This is a genomic window from Apibacter sp. wkB309, from assembly GCF_002964915.1.
Taxonomy (GTDB): Bacteria; Bacteroidota; Bacteroidia; order Flavobacteriales; family Weeksellaceae; genus Apibacter.
On sequence record NZ_PSZL01000022.1, the window covers coordinates 592,599 to 619,501 of the forward strand.

Annotated in this window: 23 protein-coding genes; 7 read left to right on the forward strand and 16 right to left on the reverse strand. The window is 33.0% G+C overall.

The annotated features are described in order from the left end of the window. Window positions 1-13: 13 nt before the first annotated feature. The 5 genes from C4S75_RS08515 to C4S75_RS08535 are packed head-to-tail and all read right to left on the reverse strand — an operon-like array spanning window position 14 to window position 7,578. On the reverse strand, window positions 14-1,378 hold the full coding sequence (locus C4S75_RS08515; protein WP_105297873.1) for a HAMP domain-containing sensor histidine kinase: 1,365 nt from the start codon (window positions 1,376-1,378) through the stop codon (window positions 14-16). An 8-nt stretch (window positions 1,379-1,386) separates the two neighbouring features. Further along, window positions 1,387-2,067, reverse strand: a complete 681-nt coding sequence (locus C4S75_RS08520) for a response regulator transcription factor (RefSeq protein ID WP_105297874.1) — start codon at window positions 2,065-2,067, stop codon at window positions 1,387-1,389. 31 nt (window positions 2,068-2,098) lie between these two features. Then, window positions 2,099-5,197: an efflux RND transporter permease subunit gene (locus C4S75_RS08525; RefSeq protein ID WP_105297875.1), complete on the reverse strand. Its 3,099-nt coding sequence runs from the start codon at window positions 5,195-5,197 to the stop codon at window positions 2,099-2,101. A 6-nt stretch (window positions 5,198-5,203) separates the two neighbouring features. Then, window positions 5,204-6,286, reverse strand: a complete 1,083-nt coding sequence (locus tag C4S75_RS08530; protein ID WP_105297876.1) for an efflux RND transporter periplasmic adaptor subunit — start codon at window positions 6,284-6,286, stop codon at window positions 5,204-5,206. A 5-nt stretch (window positions 6,287-6,291) separates the two neighbouring features. Continuing rightward, window positions 6,292-7,578, reverse strand: a complete 1,287-nt coding sequence (locus C4S75_RS08535) for a TolC family protein (RefSeq protein ID WP_105297877.1) — start codon at window positions 7,576-7,578, stop codon at window positions 6,292-6,294. Between the two features lie 491 nt (window positions 7,579-8,069). Between C4S75_RS08535 and C4S75_RS08540 the strand changes: the two genes are divergently transcribed. Beyond that, window positions 8,070-9,368 carry a hypothetical protein gene (locus C4S75_RS08540; protein WP_105297878.1) on the forward strand — a complete coding sequence of 433 codons (1,299 nt, stop codon included), beginning with the start codon at window positions 8,070-8,072 and terminating at the stop codon, window positions 9,366-9,368. A 118-nt stretch (window positions 9,369-9,486) separates the two neighbouring features. On the opposite strand, the gene eco is transcribed toward C4S75_RS08540, so the two are convergent. Further along, entirely contained in the window at window positions 9,487-9,996 is a 510-nt protein-coding gene (eco, locus tag C4S75_RS08545) for a serine protease inhibitor ecotin (RefSeq protein WP_105297879.1), read from the reverse strand. Window positions 9,997-10,394: 398 nt separating this feature from the next. Between eco and C4S75_RS08550 the strand changes: the two genes are divergently transcribed. The 6 genes from C4S75_RS08550 (at window position 10,395) to C4S75_RS08575 (ending at window position 18,496) form a co-directional block, all read left to right on the forward strand. Continuing rightward, window positions 10,395-10,823 carry a hypothetical protein gene (locus tag C4S75_RS08550; protein ID WP_105297880.1) on the forward strand — a complete coding sequence of 143 codons (429 nt, stop codon included), beginning with the start codon at window positions 10,395-10,397 and terminating at the stop codon, window positions 10,821-10,823. A gap of 392 nt (window positions 10,824-11,215) precedes the next feature. Further along, the gene (locus C4S75_RS08555) at window positions 11,216-13,666 is read left to right on the forward strand and encodes a thiamine pyrophosphate-dependent enzyme (protein ID WP_105298153.1); all 2,451 of its coding nucleotides are present in this window, start codon (window positions 11,216-11,218) and stop codon (window positions 13,664-13,666) included. A gap of 7 nt (window positions 13,667-13,673) precedes the next feature. Beyond that, entirely contained in the window at window positions 13,674-14,753 is a 1,080-nt protein-coding gene (locus C4S75_RS08560) for a DNA replication/repair protein RecF (protein WP_105297881.1), read from the forward strand. 25 nt (window positions 14,754-14,778) lie between these two features. Continuing rightward, window positions 14,779-15,072, forward strand: coding sequence for a DUF721 domain-containing protein (locus C4S75_RS08565; RefSeq protein WP_105297882.1), 294 nt, complete (start codon window positions 14,779-14,781; stop codon window positions 15,070-15,072). Window positions 15,073-15,438: 366 nt separating this feature from the next. Continuing rightward, complete coding sequence (locus C4S75_RS08570; RefSeq protein ID WP_105297883.1) at window positions 15,439-17,913, forward strand: M1 family metallopeptidase; 2,475 nt, start codon at window positions 15,439-15,441, stop codon at window positions 17,911-17,913. 91 nt (window positions 17,914-18,004) lie between these two features. After that, on the forward strand, window positions 18,005-18,496 hold the full coding sequence (locus C4S75_RS08575; protein WP_105297884.1) for a dihydrofolate reductase: 492 nt from the start codon (window positions 18,005-18,007) through the stop codon (window positions 18,494-18,496). Window position 18,497: 1 nt separating this feature from the next. Here the strand turns inward: C4S75_RS08575 and C4S75_RS08580 are convergent, their stop codons facing one another. The 10 genes from C4S75_RS08580 to pdxS all read right to left on the reverse strand — a co-directional run bounded on the left by C4S75_RS08580 (window position 18,498) and on the right by pdxS (window position 26,806). Next, window positions 18,498-19,094, reverse strand: coding sequence for a hypothetical protein (locus C4S75_RS08580; protein ID WP_105297885.1), 597 nt, complete (start codon window positions 19,092-19,094; stop codon window positions 18,498-18,500). Between the two features lie 62 nt (window positions 19,095-19,156). Beyond that, the gene (locus C4S75_RS08585; protein WP_105297886.1) at window positions 19,157-19,459 is read right to left on the reverse strand and encodes a CD225/dispanin family protein; all 303 of its coding nucleotides are present in this window, start codon (window positions 19,457-19,459) and stop codon (window positions 19,157-19,159) included. Window positions 19,460-19,554: 95 nt separating this feature from the next. Further along, a complete protein-coding gene (locus tag C4S75_RS08590) occupies window positions 19,555-20,526 on the reverse strand; it encodes a Gfo/Idh/MocA family protein (RefSeq protein WP_105297887.1) in 972 nt (323 codons plus the stop codon). 553 nt (window positions 20,527-21,079) lie between these two features. Then, window positions 21,080-21,838, reverse strand: a complete 759-nt coding sequence (locus C4S75_RS08595) for a carboxymuconolactone decarboxylase family protein (RefSeq protein WP_105297888.1) — start codon at window positions 21,836-21,838, stop codon at window positions 21,080-21,082. 35 nt (window positions 21,839-21,873) lie between these two features. Next, on the reverse strand, window positions 21,874-22,731 hold the full coding sequence (locus C4S75_RS08600) for an aldo/keto reductase (RefSeq protein WP_105297889.1): 858 nt from the start codon (window positions 22,729-22,731) through the stop codon (window positions 21,874-21,876). Window positions 22,732-22,769: 38 nt separating this feature from the next. Continuing rightward, on the reverse strand, window positions 22,770-23,207 hold the full coding sequence (locus tag C4S75_RS08605) for a cupin domain-containing protein (RefSeq protein WP_105297890.1): 438 nt from the start codon (window positions 23,205-23,207) through the stop codon (window positions 22,770-22,772). Window positions 23,208-23,488: 281 nt separating this feature from the next. Next, window positions 23,489-24,223 carry an SDR family oxidoreductase gene (locus C4S75_RS08610; protein ID WP_105297891.1) on the reverse strand — a complete coding sequence of 245 codons (735 nt, stop codon included), beginning with the start codon at window positions 24,221-24,223 and terminating at the stop codon, window positions 23,489-23,491. Window positions 24,224-24,335: 112 nt separating this feature from the next. Next, window positions 24,336-25,157 carry an AraC family transcriptional regulator gene (locus C4S75_RS08615; RefSeq protein WP_105297892.1) on the reverse strand — a complete coding sequence of 274 codons (822 nt, stop codon included), beginning with the start codon at window positions 25,155-25,157 and terminating at the stop codon, window positions 24,336-24,338. 115 nt (window positions 25,158-25,272) lie between these two features. After that, a complete protein-coding gene (gene pdxT, locus C4S75_RS08620; protein WP_105297893.1) occupies window positions 25,273-25,842 on the reverse strand; it encodes a pyridoxal 5'-phosphate synthase glutaminase subunit PdxT in 570 nt (189 codons plus the stop codon). 88 nt (window positions 25,843-25,930) lie between these two features. Continuing rightward, window positions 25,931-26,806 carry a pyridoxal 5'-phosphate synthase lyase subunit PdxS gene (gene pdxS / locus C4S75_RS08625; RefSeq protein WP_105297894.1) on the reverse strand — a complete coding sequence of 292 codons (876 nt, stop codon included), beginning with the start codon at window positions 26,804-26,806 and terminating at the stop codon, window positions 25,931-25,933. Window positions 26,807-26,903: the final 97 nt, after the last annotated feature.

A 26,903-nucleotide genomic window follows, 5' to 3' on the forward strand; every position in this document is an offset into this window, starting at 1 on the left:
TATGAGTGTAAATTTACTCCAGATTCGTGCCGAAAAAAGTTAAGGTAATTTTAGTACCTTTATTTTCTTCGGATTCTATGGTATATTCTATATGGTTTTTTTCTAAAATACGAAGGGCAATGGAAAGCCCTATCCCCGATCCAGATACTTTTTCAGCATTTGGGGCTCGATAAAACGGACGACTTATTTCGCTTAATTGCATTTTGGGAATTCCAATCCCATGATCTTGTATCAAAAGATGTAATTTTCCTTCACGTTCATACAGTTGAATGCGTACTAATTTTCTTTGTGAGAATTTAACGGCATTTTCAATTAAATTGAATAAGGCTATAAATAATTGTGTTTTATCTATATTAATGTAAAGCAACTCTATATTTTCCGAAGTAACATCTAAAGTATAATCTATGATCTCACTGCAGTCAGAATATTTATCTGAAACCCGTTTAATAATTTCAAATATGAGTTCGTCAATACGTATTTGTTCTGATATGTCTGTATTTTTTCGCAAATCGGAAACAATGAGCAAAATATCTAATATTTCTTGAAGCCGGTCTATTTCCTCCATCAATGTTTGGGCTAAGGCTTGATATTCTTCGGGTGAACGGTTTTTCATGGAAAATACCTCCAAATTTCCTTGAATCGCTGCCAAAGGTGTTTTGAATTCGTGGGAGACATAGCTCACAAAATTTTGTTGTATTTTAATTGAATCGGAAATTTTTTTAAGCAATTCATTAAAGGTTTCAGTAAGATCGTATAATTCGTCTTTAACTGTATTTCGGCTCGTCTTCAATTCCATGGAATCGCCCGGAGTCATTTGTTTTACTTGGTTAATGGCTTCTCTTATGGGACGATAAGCAATATTGGCTATCCAACGGTTTAGCAATATGGTAGCCAATAACCCTAAAATAAAGGCAGATACTAATATTCCAATAAGGGGATTGATGTATTGATACACATCGTGTTTATTTTCCTTAGCAATGATTACGAAATTGCCTTCGTTGTCATTATAATACATTCCATAACATAAAAAGTTATCGGTGGTAAAGGATAATTTCTTTTGATAGCGTATTTCATTAATTACCGATTCGGGAACATCTTGTATATTTCCGTATTTTAATTGATTCAGATCGTCGTAAATTTCAAAATAGGGATTGTTTATTTTTTCGTATTGTTTTTTTATTTTTTGAAATTCTTTTGCGCTTATTTCATCTTCTTCAAAAAAGTAATAGCCGATAATTTGAGCTGTCTTTTGTAAATTCCTGTAAACGGAGTTTTCAATGCTCCTTTTGTAGAAGCTGAATATCAGAAGCGCTACGGCAATAAAGACAATTCCCCAAAAACCGGAGCTTAGTAAACTTAATCTTGTCTGTATTTTCATTATTCAGCTTATAAAGATTTAATACGATATCCCCTTCCTTTTATGGTTTCTATGATTTTTGTTTCAAACTCGCCATCAATTTTATTTCGTAAGTAAGAAATATATACTTCTACTATATTGGTATTTATATCATGGTTAATTCCCCAAACACTGGTTAGAATTTGGGTTCTTGAAACAACTTTATTTTTATTTTCCATTAAGAATTTTAATAATTTAAATTCAAGATGGGTTAGAACTATTTCTGTATCTCCTCTAAGAATTTTATGTTCATCCAAATACATTTTTAAATCTCCGCAAACCAATACATTGGAAGAAGAATCATAATTCATTTTCCTTCTTCTGTCCAATGCATGAATTCGTGCTACGAGTTCTTTAAAATGAAAAGGCTTGGTCAGATAATCATCGGCACCGTAACTAAGGGCTTTTACTTTATCATCGGGATCTCCTAAAGCACTGATTACTAAAACAGGAGTGGTTATTTTTTTATAGCGGATATACTGCAACAACTCCATTCCGTCAATATCAGGCAGCATAATATCCAATAAGATCATATTCCAATTGGTATCATTTAAACGACTTCTCGCATCCACACCATTCTCAACCAAAGTGACTGAAAAACCGCTTTCTTCTAATCCTTTGATCATGAACTCACTGATTTTTTTATTATCTTCTACCAATAACAACTCCATATTTTACTTTTTGCTTTATAAAGTTACTATTTTATGATTTAATTTTTCTTTTCTTGCGGTAAGCAAAATAAAAAACTTGCGGTAAAATAGTAAATGATAAAAGCATACAGGTGATTATACCTCCAACTATCATAATTGCTAAAGGCTTTTGAACTTCAGAACCCATTCCATTGGACATGGCGGCCGGTAATAATCCCATCGATCCCATAAGGGCTATCATCAGCACCGGACGTATCCTGCTTTTAACTGCACTATCTATGGCTAATCTTAAATTTCCGGTTGAATTCATCTTTTTCTTCATCAAAGCAATCAACAAAATGCTGTCAATAGCGGTAATTCCAAAGAGTATGATAAATCCTATTCCTGCAGAAATTCCAAAAGTGGTACCGGTTATCCACAGGGAAATAAAACCACCGATAAAGGCATAAGGCATGGCACTTGCTGCAATTAAAGTGTCTTTGATGGTTCTGAAATTCATGTAGAGTAAAAATAAGATCAATAGTAAGGCGCAAGGAACAATAATCATCAATCGTTGTGTTGCTCTTTGTTGGCTTTCAAATTCTCCTGCCCATACCATGCGATTTCCTCGACCTAGTTTGACTTCTTTATTTACTTTTTCTTGGGCTTCTTTAATAGTAGATCCTAAATCACGGTCGCGAACACTAAACCCAACTCCGATGTATCTGCTGCTTCCATCTCGATAGATAAACGTCGGGCCGGTTACAAATTTGATATCGGCAATTTCTTTTAACGGGACATGCTTTCCATCCATGGTAGGTATTAGAATTTCCCCGATCTTATCTTCATTATCTCTGTATTCTTTTTGAAATCGAACTCTGACATCAAATATTTTTTCGCCTTCATAAAACTGGGTGGCAGCTTTACCTCCTATTGCCATTTCCACTACTGCCTGAGCATCTGCCATAGACACCGCATAACGGGCCATGCGATCTTCGGATAAACGGATTTGTAATTCAGGTAAACCGATGCTTCGAAACACATTCACATCTTCTACTCCTTTCACTTTTTGTATGATAGAAGCTGCATGATCTGCCATTTGTTCCAACTTTTGTAGATCATCTCCGTATATTTTAATTACTAAGGAACTTTTTACTCCTGCTACATATTCTTCTACATTATCTTGTATGGGTTGGCTAAAGCCGAAAACTGTTCCGGGATAAATGTCTAAAGAATCTTTCATTTCTCGGATAAGTTCTTCTTTTTTAACTTTTTTCTTCCATTGATTTTCCGGCTTCAACTGGGCATGGAATTCTATGTTAAAAAACCCGGTTGGATCTGTTCCGTCATTCGGACGTCCGGTCTGTGACAAGACAAATTGTACTTCATCAAAACTCCTCAACTTCTTTTTCATTTGTTGAGTGATTTTTACTGATTCATCCAAATTAATACTGTTGGGTAAGGTAGCACGTATATAAATTGCTCCTTCGTTCATACTGGGTATAAATTCCGTACCCCAAAAACTAAATCTTACGATGCAAAGCACTAAGAGTATACAGAAGGTTATAATACTTCCTTTACGATGACGGGATGCAAACAGGAATATTTTATATAAATGAGAGGAAAAGAATCTGCTGATTGCATTTGATTTTTCTTTAACCGGTTTGGTAAGCAAAATTTTACACATAACCGGCACATAGGTAAGAGATAAAATTAATGATCCCATTAAAGCATATCCTAAAGTAAATGCCAACGGTGAAAACATTTTACCTTCCACTTTTTGAAATGAAAAGATAGGAAATAAGGCAACGACCAAAATAATTTGAGCAAAAAATATGTGAGAAGCAACTCCTCCGGCACTCTTTTTAATTAATCCCCCTTTGGACGATTTTAAAAATCGTTCTCCTCCCAACTCTTCCGTTCTCTTTACCATCGAGACAAATATAATTTCAACAATAACCAATGTTCCCTCGAGCAACAATCCAAAGTCTAGCGCTCCCATTGAAATAAGGTTCGCCGGAAGTCCTTGTATTCGAAGCATAATAATGGCAAATAAGAAAGAAAGCGGGATAACCGTAGCCACAATCAAGGTGGTTCTCCAGTTAAACAGGAAAATAAATACTACAATGGAAACCAACACAATACCCTCGATCAGGTTTTTCATTACGGTATGAACAGTAGCATCTACTAAGGTTGTTCGATCTAAAAAAGGTACGATTTTTACGTTTTCAGGTAATATACGATCATTTAAATCGGCTATTTTAACCTTTAAATTTTTAATCACGTCTCCCGGATTTTGTCCTCTCAACATTACCACAATTCCCTGAACGACATCATCTCTATCGTCCAACCCTACTTGTCCCAAACGTGGTTTAGAAGAAACAGAAACGTTGGCAACTTGTTTTACTCGTATGGGAGTGCTGCCTTTTACTTCAATAAGTATATTTTCAATGTCTTTGATATTGTCCAGTAATCCAACTCCGCGTACTACATAGGCTTGACTTCCTTTTTGTATGACATCTCCGCCTACATTTATATTACTTTTTGAAATAGCTTCGTAAACCTCCAAAGGCGAAAGTCCGTAATTTGCTAGTTCTGTAGGATTTACTTTTATTTCATAGCATTTTTCTTCTCCACCGAAACTTACAATACTGGCTACTCCGGGAACCGATAAAAGCTCACGCTCAACTACCCATTCGTTAAGAGCAGATATTTCGCGAACAGGAAGGTCACTTTTAATAGTATAACGGTATATTTCACCGGTAGCACCGGAAGGCGGCTCTATAGATGGATCAGCTCCTTCCGGAAGATCCATATCCTGCATACGATTTGAAGCATATTGCTGAGCAAAGAAATCATCTACTCCATCTTCAAAAATTACGGTTACCACTGAAAGACCAAATAGAGAAGTAGAACGTACTTCCGTTTTTCTGGGAATGGTATTCATTTCCTTCATTATAGGAAGAGTAACAAATTTTTCAATTTCTTCCGCACTTCTTCCCGGCCATTGGGTTATAATTCGTACTCTTGTGTTGGTTACGTCGGGATAAGCCTCAATAGGTGTGTTTAAATAACACACAATTCCGCCGATAAATAAGAGTACGCTAAGAAATAGTATTAGTATGTGATTCCTTAATGAAAAGGCAATACATTTTTCAACAAACTTATGCATGTTTTGTTATTTGTTTTTTAAAGCTGAATAAATTAGTAATTGATTGTTAACCACAACATTTTCTCCTTCGGAAAGACCGGAAAGGATATATGCGGTTTCTTCGTTGTGACCTTGAAGTTGAACTTCTTTAACTTTGAAATTTTCTTTGGATTCTTCAACGATTACATAGTATTTATCGTCATCGAAAATGAGTGCGTTTACCGGAATTGACACATGGGTATTTTCTGTATTGTTTTTTAGTTTGATAGTCATGGACATTTCGGGCTTAAATTTCAAATCTGCATTTTCCATAACTATTCTTGCTTTCAAAACTCTTTCTTCAGAATCAAAAACTTGAGAAATGGACTGTATGGTTCCGTGAAATATCTCTCCGGGATAGGATAAAGAACTCATTTCTACAGGCATTCCTACTTTTACAAATTGTAAATTACTCGCGTATACATTGGCTATCACCCATACTTTACTTAGGTCTGCAACCGTAAATATTGGCTCAGCATCCGGAGATATAGTGCTGCCTGAGGTTATATTTTTGTTTATAATATACCCGGTCATAGGAGAAACGATGGAAGAGCTGCCGCTTCCGTTGGATCCTACAACAGACATATCCGTATGTACTCTTGCTAAAGAGGCCTCAGCTTGTTTTACTTTAGCTCTTGCTTCAACCAATTCGCTTTCGGATAGCATGTTGTCTTTATACATGGATTCCGCACTTTTTAGTTCTCTTCTAGCGACTTCCAATTCAGATTGTAACCCGGATTTTTCGGAATGTAAAGAGTTTACTTCTAAACTTCGAACATTTGCTAATACTTGTCCTTGTTTTACTTGATCTCCTAATGAAAAATAGGTTTTTGTTACCACCCCATTAATTAACGGAACATAATTAACGATCTTATCCGGATCATATTCTACTTTACCCGTAAGTGTCAATTCTTCTTCTTGTGGCTTTAATTCCGCTTTTATGGTTTTTACTTGTTTAAAAAACGACCGGTTTATTGCAGCTTCTTCCTGAGTTTTTGATTGGTTATCTTTTACATTGGTGCAGGATAGGGCAAGTGCCAGAACGGAAAGTATGTATATATTTTTTTTCATGGGATTTATCTTATTTCTTTTCCAACAGTATATTGTAACTCTTCAAATTGTGTATAAAGATTTTTTTGGGTATTTAATAGGGTTTCTTTATTGGTTTTATAGGCATCCATGAAATCTATAAATTCCAACATGCTTATGTTTCTTTTCATCAGGTTTCTGGTATAAGCATCTAACATATAGTCCAAATCTTCGGAAATATTTTCTTTTTGTATATCTTTAAACAGGTGGTAGGTGTCGGAATAGTTAGTATAAGCTTCGGTAATTTCATGCTGTGCGGTAGTTACTACTTGTTTTGCTTGATATTTGCTTTGCTCTTTGTTAACTTGGGCTAACTTTATATTTCCTTGATTTCTATTGAAAAAGGGCAAATCAAAGCTTACGCCGAACCCTATAAAATCTTTCCATGGGGCACTTATACGATCATAATTGACAGCAAAGGTTAAATCGGGTACTTTTTGTGCTTTTTCATATAATAAATCTTTATCAAAATATTCAATTTGAAGATTAGCAATTTTAATATCGGGTCTGCTTTCAGATGCTTCTTCTAAAATTTTTGGTAATAAGATATCATCCGGATTTTTTACTTCATTGTCTCCTTCGATTATTTCAACCGTATTCAGGGGAGGAATATTCAATAACGATTTTATAATTTTCTGTTGTTCATTATAATTATTTTTAACCTCATATATTTCTCCACTAAGCTCTAGTTGCGAGGATTGCAAACGAATTAAATCTTTTTTTGCTATATTTCCTTCAGCAACTTGATTTTTATAAGCCGCAATAAGCTTTGAAAGCGCTTCTTGCTGGTGATTTAATATTTTTTGATAGGATTGTAAATAGATGAGCTCTTGCAGCGATTTTCGTACTTCTAGTTTTAAACCCCGTAATGTCTCCTCAAACTCCTGAACAGCGATTTCTTTCGAAACCTTTTCTCTATTTATTAGTTTACCTCTTTTTCTGGCTGTTTTAACCATTTGGCTAAGTTCCATCGTAAACTCTGTATTTTTAGCAAACTTTCCAAAGAGTGCCGGAATTTGCTCTTGTTCTCGTTGAGATTTCGTACTCCATAAATTTACATCACCTAACGAAAAGTTAGGATTGTCCCATAGTTTTGCTTGTACAACAGCAGCTTCGGCAGCATCTATATTCATTTTTTCTGCCAACAACTGTAAATTTTGTTTGAGAAACAAACCTTCTGCTTGTTCCTTGGTTAATTGAATTATTTCTGCTTTTTGTGCAAAAACCATACTTGTAAGGAAGATACAAACCAGTAAAAAAACGTATTTACGCATTATATAAGCATTATTTTTTGTCTTAAGACAAATTTATTTACCAAATATTAGAGTGCTATTTGACCCAAGTTATTTTTATATTAAAGGAACATTAGAATTATATTAGAAAAACTATTGAATTTTTAAACAGTAAATTTTAAATTCAGACTAGATGTATTCTTAGCTATACGTACAGCAAGCCTATTACTGTATTAGGATGTGAATATTAATTTTAGTTTAAAAGTAATTTATATCAACTATTTTAAAAAATTATATAATTATTAAAATTATAATGCTAAATTTAAAATAAATATTTACATTTGTATTTAATATTATTATAACATAATAGACACTACTTTCACTAAAAAACTTATGTAAACACTTTTAGACTTATATTTTAAAATAAATTCTAAAATAAATGTTTAACATTATTTAAAATAACCTTATAACAAGTAAGATCTCTTCTAAATACATATTTATTAATATACTAATCATTAAAAACAACTTAATTTATGAAAACTAAGTTTATTTTTTTAGGGATGTTATTAGTTCCCATATTATCATTTAGCCAAATTGGCGTAAATACAAATAACCCACAAGGTACCTTTCATGTTGATGGCATGAAGGATAATGCGGAAATTGGTGTACCTACCCCGTTTCAAGGAGCGAACGATTTTATTGTTACTTCAGATGGTAGTGTGGGTGTTGGTACCACGGATCCCGATGCTTCTTCCATCCTGGAATTAAATGTAGACGGACTTAGTTCCGGCAGTAAAAAAGGTTTTTTAGGTCCTCGTGTATCTTTAACATCAAATATAGACACTCTCACAATTCCGGATCCCGCTGTAGGATTATTAGTTTATAATCTGGGAGATAATCCAAATTTTGTTTTTAATGGATATGTTTTTTGGAATGGAAAACAATGGAAGACATTAGATGGTCGTCCCATCATTCCGGGGATCATCCAAAATTTGACCTGTAATGCCGCTATTACTGTTCCAAGTTTTTATACTGCCGATGAAAGGTATCATGGAGTTATGACGGTTCCTTATACCGGTGGTGACGGTGGTACCTATCCTGCTCAATCAATTGGACCTGTAAACGGTCTTACAGCAACACTTGAAGCCGGACAATTTAATGTTGGAAACGGTGCTTTACGTTATGTGATAGATGGAATTCCAACAGTTACAAGTCCTCAGACAACAACATTTCCGCTTAGCGTAGCTATGCAAAACTGTGATGCTACCATTGGTGCGGGTTTAGGGCTTGCACCCGGCGAACATGTTTACTATCGATCTCCGTATGTTAATGCCAATTTTGGTGATTTAATAACTAATCCATATAATAATGTTCCCGATTATTGGTTAAGCAAATACGTTAGTGATCTACCCATTTTAGGTGGTAAACTAAGGGTAGATGCTTATTTATTGAATGGGGCTAGTACAATAGGTGCTGTTTCCTATAATCCCAGATTAGTAAATATCACCTCTTCCCCAGTTAAATTATGGTTTGGAGCGACAGCTAGTGCAACGTTTAAAAGTAATGCCAACATAATTTTAGCTCCCAGGGGAGGGTATGTGAGTTTAGATGACGGTATTTGGGCTAACATGGGTGAAAATATGCTCATGGCTAATGGAGGAAGTTTAAGTATTAATCCTTCCTATAATCAGACTGAGATATTAACCGCAGATATTTCTCTGGATGATAAATGGTATAAAATTTATTTTTTTGGATTTATAGATAATATGGATACCGGTACTAATTCAGATAACCTAAGAAGATTTTATATTTCAATTCAAAGATTATATTAAATCGTATATGTTGAATTAATTACTAATAATTTTTATTAAAGATATTTAAAAGTTAAACTTTTATATAGTAGGGAATTCTTTTCAAATTGAAAAGAATTCCTTTTTTTAACCCTATTAATTATTTCACTGAAGCTGTTTTTTCTTTTCCGGCTTCCCAAATTTTGTATTTCACAATATATCCCTTTGGGGTATAAATTACTATAGGAAGTTTACTGTTATATGTAATAATGATTGATTCAGAAGAAATAAATTTTTCTTTATTTAGTATCTGTGGACAAGCCATTCGTGTAGAAATAGTCTTTCCTTCTGAAGAAAACTCGTAAAAGTTATATCCCCAGCCTTCCAACTCTTTTTCTTCTATTTTTCCCAGTAAAGTATGTTTATTGCAATCCACTTTCATTATTTTTCCGGGAATAAGTTCTACTTTATAAAATTCTTCATTATTTTTCTTATCTAAAATAATCACATGACGCATCATGCCGGATTTTGCCTCTGGAAAATTTACTAATTCTTTTCCGGGATCATTTTTTACTTCTTTTTGATGCATTGATTCTCTACTTAATTGAGTAAAAGATACTAAAATACTGCCTAAAATAATTCCTGTTAAAATTTTTCTAATTGTTTTCATTATATTATTTTTCAATTTTTGATTTATTCTTATAGATGTTTTTCTTACTATTTTTCCATAAAAAATTTTAAAAATTTTTTTTAATATATTGTCTAGTTAAATTTAAGCACTTAATACTTATATAAAATAAACAAATGTAGCCGTAAATACTATTTCAATCTACAATTTTAAATGAAGTTTTAGAAAACATTGTTATAGTAAATTTATTAAATACTAAATATTAGGTTGCTTTCTCAAAATTAGAAATTTTTATTTCTGTTATATTAAAGTTCAATCATTTTAATACATCTTAAAATTTTTAAACTCCTTCAATATACATGCTTTATCATTTCATGATTTCTTAGTATTTTTACTTTGTTGGATTTAAATTATATTTTCTCTTAATAAATTTTTATGTAATGAAAAGATTATCTTTATTAGTACTTTTCGAAGCAATGGTATCCGTTTCCATTGGAATATTAATGTCTAAAATGTCTTGGATCGGTCGAATGGGAATTAATTTATTTAGAGGTGAATATAAAATATTAAAAATATGGTGGAAAACCGCTCTTCTTGTTTTTAGTATTTTACTCATGCTAATACTTATTCAATACCTCATCAAGCGTATATGCAATTTGACGTTCTCCCGGCTTTTCTTTTTTTTATTTTTATTACTCGGTTGTTTGGGGCTTGCCTATACATATCATGATTTTTCAACGGTATATGAACATAAAATCATGAAAGAACGTTTTCATTTAGGTGGTTATTTATTTTGGATCGGTTGGATTGCTTCTAATTTATATTTTCTTGTAACACCCTATCAAAAATCTGTTCAAGTCAACGAATAATAATATTTATAAATGACTAACTTTTATTCCTAATATTTAACGATTATATTAAATATTTTAATCCGCTATCTATTTCGATTTAAAATTATATACTTAGGCTACAGAAATTTAACTTTATATTACCTAAGTGTTTTATTTTATATAATTTTTGTTTTTTTATTTAAAAGTTTTGATAGATAGCTATTTTGCGAAAATATTTAAATAATGAAATCTCTCCATTATACTAAAATAAAACCTTTTAATTTCATAAATACTTGAATTTATATTTGTTAAAAGGCGAGTAATTTTATAACTTAAACTTTTAAATACATTGCTTTTTTCAATAGGTTTAGGTTCGAATAAAATCTGTAACTTTGTTTCTGCTAAAAATATTTATAGGAGTGATTAAAGATATAAATTCTACTATCTCAGATGCTAATTTAAGCTTCCAGGAATTTAAAAAAGAAGTATTAAATGATTATAGATTGTGCTTAATCAGCCGTTATTCCAGTTTATTGGCAAGAAAGGAAGTTCTTTCGGGAAAAGCAAAATTTGCCATTTTAGGAGACGGAAAAGAACTTCCGCAAATAGCCATGTCTAAAGTTTTTAAGAATGGAGATTTTCGTTCGGGGTATTATCGCGATCAAACCCTAGCATTTGCAGTAGGTGAAATTACTATTGAAAATTATTTTGCACAATTATATGCTGATACCGATGACCAAAGAGAACCGGAATCAGGCGGAAGAATGATGAATTGTCACTATGCTACTCATTTAATTGATGAAGAAGGTAATTGGAAAGTTCTTACGGAACAAAAAAATAATGCTGCAGATTTATCTCCCACAGCCGGTCAAATTCCTCGTTTATTCGGATTAGCTTACGCTTCTAAAATTTATAGAAATTGTTCGGGACTTGAAGATAAAATACAATTTTCCCATCAAGGCAATGAAATAGCATTTGGTACTATCGGAGATGCGAGTACATCAGAAGGACATTTTTGGGAAGCATTAAATGCTGCTTGCGCTTTGCAAATCCCTATGGTTCTTTCCATCTGGGATGACGGTTATGGAATCTCCGTTGAATCGTCTAAACAGAGAGCCAAAGACAATTTTTCTGAGCTTTTGGAAGGATTTAAAAGAACCAAGGAAAAAAATTCCAGAGGATGTGAAATCATTACGGCGCGCGGATGGGATTATGCCGAATTAATTGAAGCCTATGCTCGTGCAGAAAAAATAGCCCGTGAAAAACATATCCCCGTTATTATACACGTAAGTGAACTTACTCAACCTCAAGGACATTCCAGTTCGGGGTCTCATGAAAGATATAAATCTGCCGAACGTTTGGAATGGGAAAAAGAACACGATTGTATTAAGAAATTCAGAGAATGGATTATTGATTATGAAGCGTACGACCAAACGAACAATCAAAAAATACAAGTTGCAACCGAAGAAGAATTATTGAGTTTAGAAAAAGAAATTAAACAATTGGTTAAGGAACATCAAAAAAATGAATGGAATAAATTCCGTACAGACATGGATGCTCTAAGTAATCAAACGGTTTATTTAATCTCCGCCCTAGCTGATGAAAGTGTTAAAAAGGCTTTTATAAATTTGGAAAAAGAAAACTTTCAACAGCTGTCTCTGCCTTACAAAAAAGATATTTTCCATTTTATACGTAAAGTTCTTCGAATTGTCAGAGAAGAAAATACGCAGGCCAAAACTAATTTGCTTACTTGGTATAATCAAATATCAGACAATGAAAGCCTTAATTACAATTCCAAATTATATACAGATACCCGATATTCAGCACTACATGTTCCGTATATTGCCCCTGTTTATGATGATAATCCGGAATCAGTGGATGGAAGAATAGTAATTAGAGACAATTTCGATAAACTTTTTGAAAAATATCCTGAAATAATAGCCTTTGGTGAAGATGTAGGAAAGATTGGCGATGTAAATCAAGGATTTGAAGGATTGCAAGATAAATACGGATCATACCGAATATCCGATACCGGCATTCGAGAGAGTACTATTATAGGGCAAGGATTGGGAATGGCTATGAGAGGACTGCGTCCCATTGCTGAAATTCAATATCTGGATTATGTGTTGTATTGTATTCAAACTTTAAGCGATGATCTTGCTTCTTTGAGTTATCGTACGAAAGGAAGGCAAAAAGCTCCGTTGATTATCCGTACTCGAGGACACAGATTGGAAGGCATTTGGCATTCGGGATCTCCTATGGGCGGAATCATTAATTATATACGAGGTATTTATGTTTTGGTTCCCAGAAATTTTGTGCAGGCAGCCGGATTTTATAACACCATGCTTCAAGCTGATGAACCGTGCCTGATTATTGAATGTTTAAACGGTTACCGATTGAAAGAAAACTTGCCAATTAATTTAGGTGAATTTACAACTCCGGTCGGAAAGATTGAAATTACAAGAGAAGGTAAAGATATCACTGTGGTGACCTATGGAGCAACTTGGAAAATTGTTTCAGAAGCTGCCAAAGAATTACAGACATTAGGCATAGATATTGAAATTATTGATATTCAATCTTTAATACCGTTTGACCTAAGCCATGAAATTGTGGAAAGTCTTAAAAAAACCAACCGTTTGGTTATTGCTGATGAAGACGTTTCCGGAGGGGCAAGTTCGTATATTTTGCAAAAAATAATTGAAGAACAAAACGGTTTTCAATATTTAGACTCAGCTCCTAAAACTATTACGGCTAAGGATCATCGACCGGCTTATGGTTCCGATGGAGATTATTTTTCAAAACCTTCTGTGGATGATGTGGTTGAAAAAATATATGAGGTTATGCATGAAGTAAATCCCACCGAATACCCGAAAATAAGTTAACCCGTACATGTATCTAAAAAATCTTAGATTATTTAATTTTAAAAACTTTTCTGAAAAAAATTTCACTTTTTCCGAAAAAATAAATTGCTTTGTAGGAAATAACGGAGTTGGAAAAACGAATGTATTGGACGCTATTCACTATCTTTCTTTGACTAAAAGTTACTTAAACTATTCAGATCAAAACAATATACGTTTTCATGAAAACTTTTTTTCGGTGGAAGGCAATTTTTCGGATGAAACTACAGAAGATTCGATCAGGATTGTAGTTCAAGCGGGACAAAAAAAAGTTATTAAAAGAAATTCTAAGACGTACGAAAAGCTTTCCGATCATATTGGTAAATATCCTTGTGTGATGATTTCCCCCTATGATCGAAACTTAATTAGTGAAGGCAGTGAGTTTAGACGAAAATTTATGGATGGAATGATCAGTCAAATTAACCCTGATTATCTCCATCTGATTCTTAGGTATCAAAAAGCTCTAGCCCAAAGAAATGCTTTATTGAAATTGTTTTCAGCGAACAATTATTTTGATGCCATCAGCTTAGAAATGTATGATTCCGAATTGATTGAACACGGAACAAAAATACATCAAATCAGAAAAGAATTTATCTCGTCTTATGTGCCTAAATTTTGTAATTTTTACTCTGCACTTTCCCAAGGTGAAGAGGATGTAACCATTGACTATATATCGGATTTAGAACAAAAAGAACTAAGCAATCTCTTAAAAGAAAATTTAGACAAAGATCGAGCTGCTGCTTATACTACTCGAGGTATACACAAAGATGACCTCATTTTTAAATTATTTCAATACCCTATAAAAAAATTTGGATCTCAAGGGCAGCAAAAATCTTTTTTAGTTGCATTAAAATTAGCACAATTACAAATTATCAAAGAATTTTCGTCTAAAAGTCCGGTCTTATTAATGGATGACATATTCGATAAATTGGATGATCATCGAGTGGCGCAATTGGTAAAATTGGCTCATGAAGAACAATTTGGACAAATATTTCTTTCCGATACGCATAAAGACCGAACGGAAAAAATAGTCCGACAAATCAGCTCGGATTATCTGATTTTTGAACTGTAATTTTTTTAACCAACAATCCTATTATATGAGTCTTAGAAGAAAAGAGCAAACGAGCAATTCTGCCATTAAAAACCTCATAAAAAAATTAGGAATGGAAGAAAAACTTCTTATTCTTGAAATGGAAGAAAAATGGAGAAAGATGATGGGTAACCCTATCGCTAAGCATACTCAACGAATTTTTATAGACAATGAAACTTTATACATACAACTGGACTCGTCTGCTTTACGTCATGAATTAAATTACAGTCAAAACAAAATTCTTTCTGAACTAACTAAAGATTGTTCACAAACTTTTTTTACTAAAATTAAATTTATCTAGTCTTTTTATCTTACTTTTTAAGTATAACTAGCATTTATACAAACTTTTTATTTTTATAGAAGTAAGATTTATAGGGATCTTTATTTAAAAATTAACAAGTGGTTAGTATTTATAGTTGAAAATCTTAAAAGTTCCAACCTTCACTTTTTTTAAGAACATATAAAATTTCACCAACGTACTTAATTGAGAAGTATTAATACTTTCTTAACTTAACTTATTAAGATAATTAGTTAAATTAGCCGATAGTATTTTTTATCATACTTATAAAAACTCCTTTAATGGAATAGAAACATAGGGTTTGAATAAAAATTTAGATTTTTCTTACTGTATGTTTTCTTAATATATAATTAATTTAAATAAATTTTAATGAAAAAAGGTATTATTATTCTGATTTCCATTCTAACCATTGGTTATACTAGAGCTCAGGATTATTCAACGTATCATCCTTCTGCTACTATGGTTAATGATTTAGTTCATACGAAGCTTAAAGTGGGTTTTGACATTCCCAACGAAAAGCTATTCGGTGAAGCCTGGATAACTTTAAAACCTCACTTCTACCCTACCGACTCTTTGACTTTAGATGCAAAAGGTATGGAAATTTCCTCGCTAACTTTAAATGGAAATAAAGCGTTAAAGTACACGTATAGTAACGATCAGTTAAAAATAAAATTAGACAAAAGTTACACTAAAAACGAAAATTACACAGTCTACATCAAATACATAGCCATTCCCGGTTCTATTAAACAAAAAGGAAGTGAAGCAATTCATGATGCCAGAGGTCTGTATTTTATTAATCCGCGAGGAGAAAACAAAGACAAGCCCACCCAAATTTGGACACAAGGTGAAACTGAATCCAACAGTTGTTGGTTTCCGACTATAGATAAACCCAATCAGAAAACTTCAGAAGAAATATATATTACGGTTCCTGATAAATACGTGACTTTATCCAATGGAACTTTAAAAAATCAAACCAAAAATGCTGACGGTACTCGTACCGATTATTGGAAATTTGATAAAAAACATGCCCCTTATTTATTTTTTATGGGTATTGGAGAATTTTCTATTGTTAAAGACAAATGGAAAAATATACCGGTAGACTATTATGTAGATAAGGAATATGAGCCCTATGCAAAGCAAATTTTTGGAGATACCCCTTCGATGATTGAATATTTTTCAACCCTGTTACAATATCCGTATCCGTGGGAAAAATACAGTCAAATGGTGGCAAGAGATTATATAAGCGGTGCCATGGAAAATACCACTTGTACGCTTCATGATGAAAGCGCCTTACAAAAACCCGGACAACTTGTAGATAAAAACATCTGGGAACCGGTTATCGCCCACGAATTATTTCATCATTGGTTTGGAGATTTGGCTACTACAGAAAGTTGGTCTAACCTTCCGGTAAACGAATCCTTTGCGAATTATTCGGAATATTTATGGCTGGAACATAAATACGGAAAAGATTATGCGGAAGAACACCGGGATAATGAAAGAGACGGATATATGTATGGTGGTGAAAATTTTGACAAGGATTTAATTCGCTTTAAATATAAAGATCGAGAAGATATGATGGATGCCGTAAGTTATAACAAAGGAGGATTAATTTTACATATGTTGAGAAATTATTTGGGCGATGATGCATTTTTTGCCGGTATGAGCCTATATCTTAAAACCAATGAATACAAGGCAACCGAGGCCCACCAACTCCGTTTGGCTTGGGAAGAAGTTAGCGGAAAAGATCTCAACTGGTTTTTCAACCAATGGTTTTTTGGCAATGGACATCCTAAGTTAAAAGCAGCCTATGCGTACAATGAAGCTAAAAAAACCGTAACTGTAACTTTAACTCAAAGTCAAGAACCGAAATTTCAATTTCCTGTGGGTATTGATGTTTATGAAAACGGGAAACCTACCAGGCATCATGTTTGGGCAAAAGCTGCCGAAACTAATTCTTTTGAGCTTCCTTATAAATCTAAACCTCAATTGGTAAATATAAATCCTGATAAAATTCTACTTTGCGAATTGAATGACGATAAAACTACTGAACAATATATAATTCAATATAAATATGCTCCAGAATACAGTTCAAGAAAAGAAGCTGTAAGTAAATTAGCGGATGCTCAAACTTCAAATGCTGAAGCGTTGGAAACATTATTGAAAGCGGCTTCTTCTGATAAATTTGAAGGATTGCGAACATTTGCTATTTCAAAATTGGATGAGACTAATCCAACGGTTAAGCAAAAGTCGGCATCAGTACTGGAAAAAATTGCAACTTCAGACGCAAAGACATTGGTTCAGGCTAAAGCTATTAAACAGTTAGCAACAATTGATGCTTCAAAATATAAGGACTTGTTTATAAAATCATTTAATAGTCCCTCTTATAGTGTAAAAGCGGCCTCCATACTTGGAGTTTTAAAAGTGGATAAAAATGCGGCATCTGAGTTGGTTTCTAAAATAGATGACAAAAACCCGGGCAGTGATTTATCCATAGCTATTGCCAAAACTGCAATTGTAACAAAAGATAATTCTAAATTATCCGTTATTTCAAAAAATTTCCTGAATCTTTTACTTTCGGCTGAGTCTCAGGAGGAAGCAGACACTTATTTTGAAGGTCTACAAACTATTATGATGGGAGATTATCCTAATGAAACACAAACTATTGTTGATTCTATTTTAAAAATTTACCCGCAAGCTAAAAAATACAGCTTTGGTGAAGTGATGCTTCAAATTATGCAAGGTTCTTTACAAATGAAACAACAGGCTTCGAATGCATCACCTCTTAATAAGAGTCTTAAAGACCAAGTAAACTATATTACCGACGGATTGAATAAAATGAAATAAACAACCATTTTAATGTTACATGAAAAAAGAGTAAAGATTTCTTCTTTACTCTTTTTTTTATATATTTAAATTTCATTTAACATCCATTTACATGACAATTATTGCAGCTATAGATGAAAATAACGCGATAGGAAATAACAATCAATTACTTTGGCATCTTCCCTTGGATTTAAAAAGATTTAAATCACTCACACAAAATCATGTGATCCTTATGGGTAGGAAGACTTTTGAATCGTTAGGACGGCCTCTTCCCAATCGTCAAAATATGGTAATATCTTCTAAAGCAGATTATCCGGTTCCGAATAACGTATATTTGTTTTCTTCTTTACCCGAAGCCATCGAAGCTGCACGTAATAAAGATTCCAACCCGTATATTATTGGAGGAGGAACGATCTATTCACAAGCTTTAAAATATGCCGATACATTAGAACTTACGTTAGTACATACACAAATAGATAAGGCCGATACTTATTTTCCTGAAATTGACTTTTCAGAATGGAATAAAACATTTGATGAATTTCATCCAAAAGATGATAAGCACCTGTATGATTTCCGCTTTGTAACTTACCAAAGGAAAAAATAAGTTACTTACTTTTAGTAACTATCCAACCTTTATCTTTTTTATAGTTTAAATTAAACGTTTTCACTATAAAATCGGTATGAGGATTTTTATCATATCCCAATATGGAAAAGTCATTAGCTACCTTTTTAAGGGTAAGTACAGCTTTAGCTGTTTTTTTACCGGTCAATTCAATTCGAGCTTGTTCTTTGTCACCTAATTGATATTCCAAAGACTTTACTTCAACCGTTTCTTTTTTTTGTTTTAGCACAAAAGGACGAGCTTTTTCGGTAAGCTTCACTTCATAGGTAAAGACACTATCTTTACTGAGAAATTTCTTTTTTTGTTTAACCAAATTCAGGTTTACATATCCTTTCTCTTCTAATTCTTTATAGGCCTTGAGGTCGTTTTTATCTTTTTTAAGACTAAATTTAACTTCACCAATGTTTATCTCCACTGTTTCATAAATGGGATTGGATTTTAAATAGGCTTCAATTGAATTTAAAGCGACATCTTCTGATAAGCTTGCTTTATCTCCACAAGCCGTAAAACTCAAACTTATTATAAAAAGGAAAGCAGCTTTCCATAATAAATTTTTTAAATTGATATACGTGGTATTCATACTGATTTTAACAATAAAATGAATAATTAATCAAAAATCATGCATTTCACAGGTAACTTATGTCAATGATGGAATTTTTGACCAAAGATGTTATAAATTGCCCCCGATAGAATACCGAGCCAAAAGACTATTCCTGCAATAATTGTCCAAATACAAAGAATGCGTGTAATGATGGATGATCGTCTTGCTTTATCATACATTTTTTGTTCCCAATATTGATTAACCCGTAAAGAATAAAATAAGGCAAATATACCTACCGGGGCAAAACAAGCCACAGTACAAATAATAGCGAACGCCAAATAGTTATCCGGGACATCCTCTTTTAAAACTTCTTCCTCTTCTTGGTCTACGATTTCATTGCTCATAACCTAGTTAATTTCGGCATATAGAATAATCATGTAAAAAAAATTTAATCCTCCCATAATATGCTCAAAATTTTACATTCAAATAAATTCTAATTCTATTTTTTTCCTTCTATTTGCCTCATCACTTCCAAAGCTACACGTAAAGCCTCTCTACCTTGCATTAAAGTTACCTTGATTGGTTGTTTATTTTCAATGGAATCGGCTAAAGACTCTAATTCATCCAAAATAGAATTATTGCTTTCAATTTCAGGATATTGAAATATAATTTGTTTTTTTTCACCTTCTGCATTTTCAATAATCATATCAAATGGTTGTATTTTTTCAGGTACTTCCTTGATTCTTATGATTTCGGATTTTTTCTCTAAAAAATCTATTGAAATGTAGGCGTCTTTCTGGAAAAACCTACTTTTCCTCATATTTTTCATGGATATTCTGCTGGTTGTAACATTGGCTACGCAACCATTCTCAAATTCAATCCGGGCATTGGCAATATCCGGAGTATTGCTAACCACAGCTACTCCACTGGCATGGATTTCTTTTACTTTTGATTCAACTATGGATAAAACAATATCTAAGTCATGGATCATTAAGTCTAATACTACAGGAACATCTGTTCCCCTCGGATTAAACTCTGCCAAGCGATGTATCTCCAAAAACATGGGATTTACTATATAGGGTTTAGCCGCTGTGAATGCAGGATTAAAACGTTCCACGTGTCCAACTTGCCCCTGTACGTTATGTTCTTGGGATAACCGAATTATTTCATCTGCTTCTTGTAAAGTCCCCGCGATAGGCTTTTCAATAAAAAAATGCTTACCTGCTTGTATGGCTTTTTTAGCATATTCAAAATGGGCAAAGGTTGGAGTTACTATATCCAGTAAATCAATCTGATGTAATAATTCATCAAAATTTGTGAAAAATTTATAACCAAATTCTTTCTCTAATTTTTTCCCGTTTTCTTCATCTGTATCATAGAAACCGATCAGATTATATTTTTCAGACTGCTGTAATAATTTTAAATGTATTTTTCCTAAATGTCCGGCTCCGACTAAACCCGCTTTTAGCATAATGTCTTAGTATTAAATTATCTATTTTTTTTCAAAATAATTTACGGATAACTTATTGAATCAATTCATCAGATGATAGGTAAGAATCCGTTATATTAATTTACAATAGTAAAAATTGAAACATCGTTGCTGTTTAATATCAACAATCTATTCTTTTTTTAGTTTCCTATTGGAAAATTAAATGATGGAACAACTACAATTATTTTAAAGTTTTTAGTTAAGAAAACTTAGCTGTACTTGTATTATTTATCATATTTACCTAACAAATGTAGTGTATTTTAATGATAGAATCGACTATTATTTGTAAATCAAAGACTAATTATCTAAAAAAATCGGAAATAATTTTTTATGAAAAAACAGGTGAGAAAGCAGAGGATTAAATTAATAAATTCCTCATGCAACTTTATTTATCTTTATTAAACGTTATTCGGCATTTTAACTATTAATTTCTATTGATTGACTATAACCTTTCTAAGATTTAAGCAAAAATGCCGGAATATCAATTTTATTTAATCGTTTTTAATAAGCTTTTAAAGATCTTTAAAAAAAGATATTATTGCCATTTCTCAGGTAAATCCCTGATGATTTTCAATGCATTAATTGCAAGTGGAAATCCAATATAAGGCAATGTCTGAATGATAGCTGCTACAATCAGTTCTTTATTATTGCCCTGTTTAAGATTTGCAAAGTAATGAGAAGTAAGTTGGTCTTCCGCTCCCAGTGAAACCAACACGCAGTAACTTAATAACTCACGTATGGCAAGGTCAAGTCCTTTTCTTGTATAAAAATCTCCAAAATAAACTTCAATAAGAAATTTGGCAACCTCTTCACCCATACCATCCGGCAAAGCAGACATTAACTCTTTCATATGATTTCCATATAGAGGAATCTGAATTTTTTGTCCTTCTTCGAATCTGGTTTCCTCTTCTATAATACTTTGTTTTTCTAAAGGTAGAGAGATATTATTTTCGGTAAAAGCTTCATTCATACTTGCAATAGCATTTAGGGTTTTAGGAAAACCAATAATCGGGGCACATTGATAAATAGCTTCTCTTATTTCTATCGGTGTTACCTGAACGTTCAATGCGGCATGTACATGAGATTTTAATTGAGGCAGTTGCTGCAACGAGGCAAGAACTACACAAGTTATCAATTCTCGGGTTTTTATATTTAATTTTCCAACCGTAAAAACTTGACCAAAAATAAATTTTTGAAGAATTTCCATCAATTCGGGATCATTACCTTCTCCATTTAAGGCATTTCCTTTAAACAGCTTTTTAAAGTTATCTTTACAAATCTCTGTTCTATTCATATGTTTGATTTTTACTTATCAATTGTCTTAAGTTCTTAGGATAGATGATGTTTCTTTTTAAAATCTAAAATAAATCGTACGGTTTCATGGTCATTATGTGAAAAGAACAAGGATTTTTCTTGATCTAAAGATTCTAACGAATGGATATCCTCCTCTGAAAGTTTAAAATCAAAAACATTAAAATTTTCAATCATGCGTTCTTTATGTGTAGATTTTGGAATTACAATTACCTGTTGCTGTATTAAAAATCTGAGTGCAATTTGGGCGGGTGTTTTATTGTATTTTTTACTGATGGAAACTAAAGTTTCATTCGTAAAGAAATTATTTTTTCCTTCTGCGAACGGACCCCAGGATTCAATTTGAGTGCCGTATTCTTTCATTACTTCTTTAGCTATTTTCTGTTGATTAAAAATATGGGTTTCAACCTGATTTACTGCCGGTTTTATTTCTACATGTTCGCAAAGGTCTACAAACCTATCCGGATAAAAATTACTCACCCCGATAGCTTTTGCTTTTCCTGATTTGTACATTTCTTCCAGGGCTCGATACGTACCGTAATAGTCTCCAAAAGGTTGATGTATTAACAAAAGGTCCACGTATTCGGTTTGCAATTTTTTCAATGATTCTTCAAATGATTTTTTAGCTCTTTCATATCCTGCATTTGAAACCCAAATTTTTGTGGTTATGAAAAATTTAGAGCGATCTATATTACTGGATTTTACCGCCTTACCCACTTCTTCTTCATTATAATAGGCTTGTGCTGTATCTATGGAGCGATACCCCACCTCTATGGCTTCTAACACCACTCGTTCGCAATCTTGTGGGGGAATTTGATAGACTCCAAACCCTAAGATTGGCATTTCATTTCCGTTGTTTAATTTAATATAATCCATTTGAATTTGATTTTAACTTACTTTATAAAGGTTATTATTTATTTCAGATTAACTGCTTGTTCAGAGGCTGTATGATAGTCTTCGTTTGATACCGGTTCCAACCAAGTATTTTCATTGGTATGAGGATTACAGGTAATGGCTAAATGAGAAAACCATTCATTAGGTGCTGCACCGTGCCAATGCTTAACGTTAGGGTCTATTTCAATGACATCTCCCGGTTTCATTCGTATGGCTTTTTTTCCTTCTTCCTGATATAATCCAACACCCCCTACAGCAATTAGTATTTGGCCCCCGGAGTGCGTATGCCAATGGTTTCTACAACCGGGTTCAAATGTAACGTTGAATAAGGGAACATTTAATTCCTTATGGTTGGTAAGAGGTTGCAGCCATGATTTACCGGAAAAATATTGTTGAAATTCTGTATTTTCATTTCCGATCGGAAATTCACTGATTTTAGGTATTTCTGAATTATTCATTTATTAACTAGTTATTTTTTTAATATTAATTTATTAGCTTGTTTGCTGAAAATCAAATAGGTGTGTACTTCATTTAGCGTGTAAAAATTAGTAGGTTTCAATTTGGATAATGAACTACTATAATTCTTTTATATAGAACTAATTATCCGACAAATGATTAACTAAAAAATAATTTTTATTTAATTTTTAGAAAATTTGCAATAAACTAAAATCTTTTGTCGGATAAATAGTTTAAAAAATTAAATTTTTATATTTTATCTGTAATTTTTTATTACAATAAATTAGAGAGATTGCTTAGTTGGACGAACAATAACTTCACTTACAGATACATGTTGTGGAGTATTTATCGCATAAACTACAGCTTCTGCAATATCTTCCGGATTCAAACCGTAACCTTCTGTATCCTGCATTTTACGTTGATCTTCAAGTAATTTTTCATCTTTCATTGTTTTGTAGAGGTCTGTACGAACAGCTCCCGGAGAAACCATGGAAGATTTTATGTTATTTTCTCTTTGCTCTTGTCGTAGTCCCTCCATTACTGCACGGATGGCTGATTTAGTAGCACAATATACTACAGATCCCGGATATACATAATGTCCTGCAACGGAATCGGTAGTGATGATATGACCGGATTTTTGTTTTACAAAATGAGGAAGAACCGCGGCTATTCCATGTAAAACGCCCAATACATTTACATGCAACATATCATGCCAATCTTGAAGTTTACAATCTATAAGATAGGATGAAGGCATGGTTCCGGCATTATTGTAGATAACATCTATTTTTCCATACTTGCTTATAGCTAAATCTACTACCGCTTTTACTTCCTCGAATTTGGCAACATCGGCTACTTTATACTCTATTTGAGCATTTGGAAGAGAATCTTTAATTGCTTTTAATTTTTCTTCTCTTCTGGCAGAAATAACCAATTTAGCTCCCCTTTCGGCAATTTTCCTTACGGTAGCTTCACCAATTCCACTAGAAGCCCCCATCACAACTATTACTTTTTCTTTCATAACTTTTTAAATTAAGATTTTTTAAGTTTATAGTCATTTATAAACAAAGTTAATGCCAGTTCAATATTGGGCTTTTGTCGGGAAGATCAATTTTTTTTGTTCTGAAGAACGGTTACAGTTCTTCCGAAGGAGAAAATCCGTATAACTTTTTAAAAGCTGTATAAAAATGAGAAATATTTTTAAAACCTACTTCCCAACAAACATCTTTTACTTTCCACTTTTTTCTGTCTTTCAGCATTTCATAGGCAACTTCGAGTCGTTTACGTATTAACCATTTTTGGGGAGGTATATCGCTGATTTTAGCAAAGTCTCGTTTGAAAGTTGCTAAACTTCTTCCGGTATAAGCAGCTATTTCATTCATGGAAAGGTCATACATATAATTTTCATTGAGAAAATCTAAAATATCGATCTTCCAAGGTTCTGTAAAATCAAATAGTATCGAATAAAAATTCTTATTGATGTGTAACAATGCCAGTACGGCTTCTTGTTCTTTTAATTTAATGATTTCATCAGAAGGTTGTAGCGTTGTGTCGAAATAGGGATTTAAAGATTGAAAAAGACTTATAATTTCAGGACGTAAAGGTAAAGTAAAAACATTTTCTTTGGGAAGACTAACCTCTTCGGGTTTCTCTTTACTTACCTTTTTATAATAAAAATCTCTTAAAAATGAACGTTTCAACGTCATGGTTATTCCTTTATATTGCTGATCTCCGGAATAAAATTTAGTCATTTTTATATTATGATTTCTCCGTACAAATGCACAAGTTCCTGCTTTTAAAACTTTTTCTTTTTTTCCTTTTTCTTCAATGATTAATTTTCCTGAATATATATAGATCAAACAGTGGTCTTGAGCGGAATGTAAACAACTGGTATTGTTATTGGCATAATAGGTCAGAAAAATTCCTGAATAATTTATAGTTTTCGAAGTGTCCATAGTTGGAGGTTCATTTTAGACAGACAAGATAAGAATTTTCTTATGTATTAGTTATTAGTTATCTTAATTTAATTCTTAGGTTTATTGATCAATCTTTAGTCATAAGATTAAATTATCATTTCTTTTTACATAATTCTCCTATAAAATAGTGATGAACTTTAGCAGACTCCGTTAATTCGGGATGAAAAGAAGTAACTAGCATGTTTTTTTCTTGAGCTGCAACTATGTGACCGTTCACACGGGATAAAATTTTAACATTTTCTCCTACTTCGGTTATATAGGGCGCTCGTATAAATGTCATGGGAATAGAACCGATTCCTTCAAAATTTTCATCAATTGAAAAGCTGCCTAACTGCCGACCATATGCATTTCTTTTTGCGGTAATATCCATAACTCCCAGATGTACCGTACCTTCTTCTACCCGTTTAGCCAGTAAAATTAATCCGGCACACGTTCCGAATACCGGTAATCCTGTTTGTATTTTGATTCTGATTATCTCGAGTAAGTCTAAATCTCTCAAAAGTTTACCAATGGCGGTACTCTCCCCTCCCGGAATGATTAATCCATCCATAGATTGATCCATGTCTTTTTTTTGCCTTATTTCAAAGGTTTCTACCTTCAGTTCTTGTAGTTTCCGAATATGCTCTATAAATGCTCCTTGTACTGCTAATACCCCTATTTTCATATTACTCTATATTTAGAATTAAAAAAGTCATTTGGAAAGTTTACTCTTTCCAAATGACCTTATATTCGTTTGTTTTTTTATAAAAAAATTATTTTCCTCTTTCTGCCATTAGTAATTCAATTTCAGCTTCATTTATTCCAACCATCGCTTCTCCTAAGTCTTCAGATACTTCCAATAAAATAGTAGGATCGTTAAAATTAGTAACTGCTTTAACAATGGCCTGAGCTCTCTTTATCGGATCACCGGATTTGAAAATACCTGAACCTACAAAAACTCCTTCTGCTCCCAATTGCATCATTAATGCCGCATCGGCAGGAGTTGCTACACCTCCGGCCGCAAAATTAACTACCGGTAATTTTCCGTTTTCGTGTACGTATTTTACTAATTCATAAGGCACTCGAAGCTCCTTTGCCTCATTAAAAAGCTCATCTTCCTGCATACCTTGTATCTTACGTATGGCTTCATTCATTGCGCGTAAATGCCTTACGGCTTGAACTACATCACCAGTTCCCGGTTCGCCTTTGGAGCGAATCATGGATGCCCCTTCTTGGATTCTTCGCAGGGCTTCACCTAAATTCTTAGCCCCGCATACAAAGGGAACTTTAAATTTGGTTTTATTTACATGATAGGTATCATCGGCGGGTGTTAAAACTTCGCTTTCATCAATATAATCGATTTCTAAGGCTTCCAGTATTTGTGCTTCTACAAAATGTCCTATTCTGATTTTAGCCATAACCGGTATACTTACTGCCGATTGTATTCCTTTAATCATTTTGGGATCACTCATCCGAGAAACTCCTCCTACAGCGCGTATATCTGCGGGAATCCTCTCCAAGGCCATTACTGCAACAGCTCCTGCTGCTTCAGCTATTTCTGCTTGTTGCGGAGTGGAAACATCCATAATGACTCCTCCTTTCAGCATTTGCGCTAAATTTTTATTTAATTCGTATCTGTTGTTTTCCATACTCAAATTTTATCTTAATTATAAATACAAAAATAATATAATATATGGTTACATTCCCTAAGTTTCCTTTTTTATTTTCTACCCTTTTTCATCAAAA

Excerpts from the sequence above, each read along its gene's own strand:
- C4S75_RS08615 (WP_105297892.1), bottom strand. The coding sequence starts at position 25,157 with ATGGACACTTCGAAAACTATAAATTATTCAGGAATTTTTCTGACCTAT.
- C4S75_RS08570 (WP_105297883.1), top strand. The coding sequence starts at position 15,439 with ATGAAAAAAGGTATTATTATTCTGATTTCCATTCTAACCATTGGTTAT.
- C4S75_RS08520 (WP_105297874.1), bottom strand. The coding sequence starts at position 2,067 with ATGGAGTTGTTATTGGTAGAAGATAATAAAAAAATCAGTGAGTTCATG.
- C4S75_RS08535 (WP_105297877.1), bottom strand. The coding sequence starts at position 7,578 with ATGCGTAAATACGTTTTTTTACTGGTTTGTATCTTCCTTACAAGTATG.
- C4S75_RS08515 (WP_105297873.1), bottom strand. The coding sequence starts at position 1,378 with ATGAAAATACAGACAAGATTAAGTTTACTAAGCTCCGGTTTTTGGGGA.
- C4S75_RS08525 (WP_105297875.1), bottom strand. The coding sequence starts at position 5,197 with ATGCATAAGTTTGTTGAAAAATGTATTGCCTTTTCATTAAGGAATCAC.
- C4S75_RS08590 (WP_105297887.1), bottom strand. The coding sequence starts at position 20,526 with ATGCTAAAAGCGGGTTTAGTCGGAGCCGGACATTTAGGAAAAATACAT.
- C4S75_RS08585 (WP_105297886.1), bottom strand. The coding sequence starts at position 19,459 with ATGAGCAATGAAATCGTAGACCAAGAAGAGGAAGAAGTTTTAAAAGAG.
- C4S75_RS08600 (WP_105297889.1), bottom strand. The coding sequence starts at position 22,731 with ATGGATTATATTAAATTAAACAACGGAAATGAAATGCCAATCTTAGGG.
- C4S75_RS08595 (WP_105297888.1), bottom strand. The coding sequence starts at position 21,838 with ATGAATAGAACAGAGATTTGTAAAGATAACTTTAAAAAGCTGTTTAAA.
- C4S75_RS08610 (WP_105297891.1), bottom strand. The coding sequence starts at position 24,223 with ATGAAAGAAAAAGTAATAGTTGTGATGGGGGCTTCTAGTGGAATTGGT.
- eco (WP_105297879.1), bottom strand. The coding sequence starts at position 9,996 with ATGAAAACAATTAGAAAAATTTTAACAGGAATTATTTTAGGCAGTATT.
- C4S75_RS08605 (WP_105297890.1), bottom strand. The coding sequence starts at position 23,207 with ATGAATAATTCAGAAATACCTAAAATCAGTGAATTTCCGATCGGAAAT.
- pdxS (WP_105297894.1), bottom strand. The coding sequence starts at position 26,806 with ATGGAAAACAACAGATACGAATTAAATAAAAATTTAGCGCAAATGCTG.
- C4S75_RS08580 (WP_105297885.1), bottom strand. The coding sequence starts at position 19,094 with ATGAATACCACGTATATCAATTTAAAAAATTTATTATGGAAAGCTGCT.
- pdxT (WP_105297893.1), bottom strand. The coding sequence starts at position 25,842 with ATGAAAATAGGGGTATTAGCAGTACAAGGAGCATTTATAGAGCATATT.
- C4S75_RS08575 (WP_105297884.1), top strand. The coding sequence starts at position 18,005 with ATGACAATTATTGCAGCTATAGATGAAAATAACGCGATAGGAAATAAC.
- C4S75_RS08550 (WP_105297880.1), top strand. The coding sequence starts at position 10,395 with ATGAAAAGATTATCTTTATTAGTACTTTTCGAAGCAATGGTATCCGTT.
- C4S75_RS08565 (WP_105297882.1), top strand. The coding sequence starts at position 14,779 with ATGAGTCTTAGAAGAAAAGAGCAAACGAGCAATTCTGCCATTAAAAAC.
- C4S75_RS08530 (WP_105297876.1), bottom strand. The coding sequence starts at position 6,286 with ATGAAAAAAAATATATACATACTTTCCGTTCTGGCACTTGCCCTATCC.
- C4S75_RS08560 (WP_105297881.1), top strand. The coding sequence starts at position 13,674 with ATGTATCTAAAAAATCTTAGATTATTTAATTTTAAAAACTTTTCTGAA.
- C4S75_RS08540 (WP_105297878.1), top strand. The coding sequence starts at position 8,070 with ATGAAAACTAAGTTTATTTTTTTAGGGATGTTATTAGTTCCCATATTA.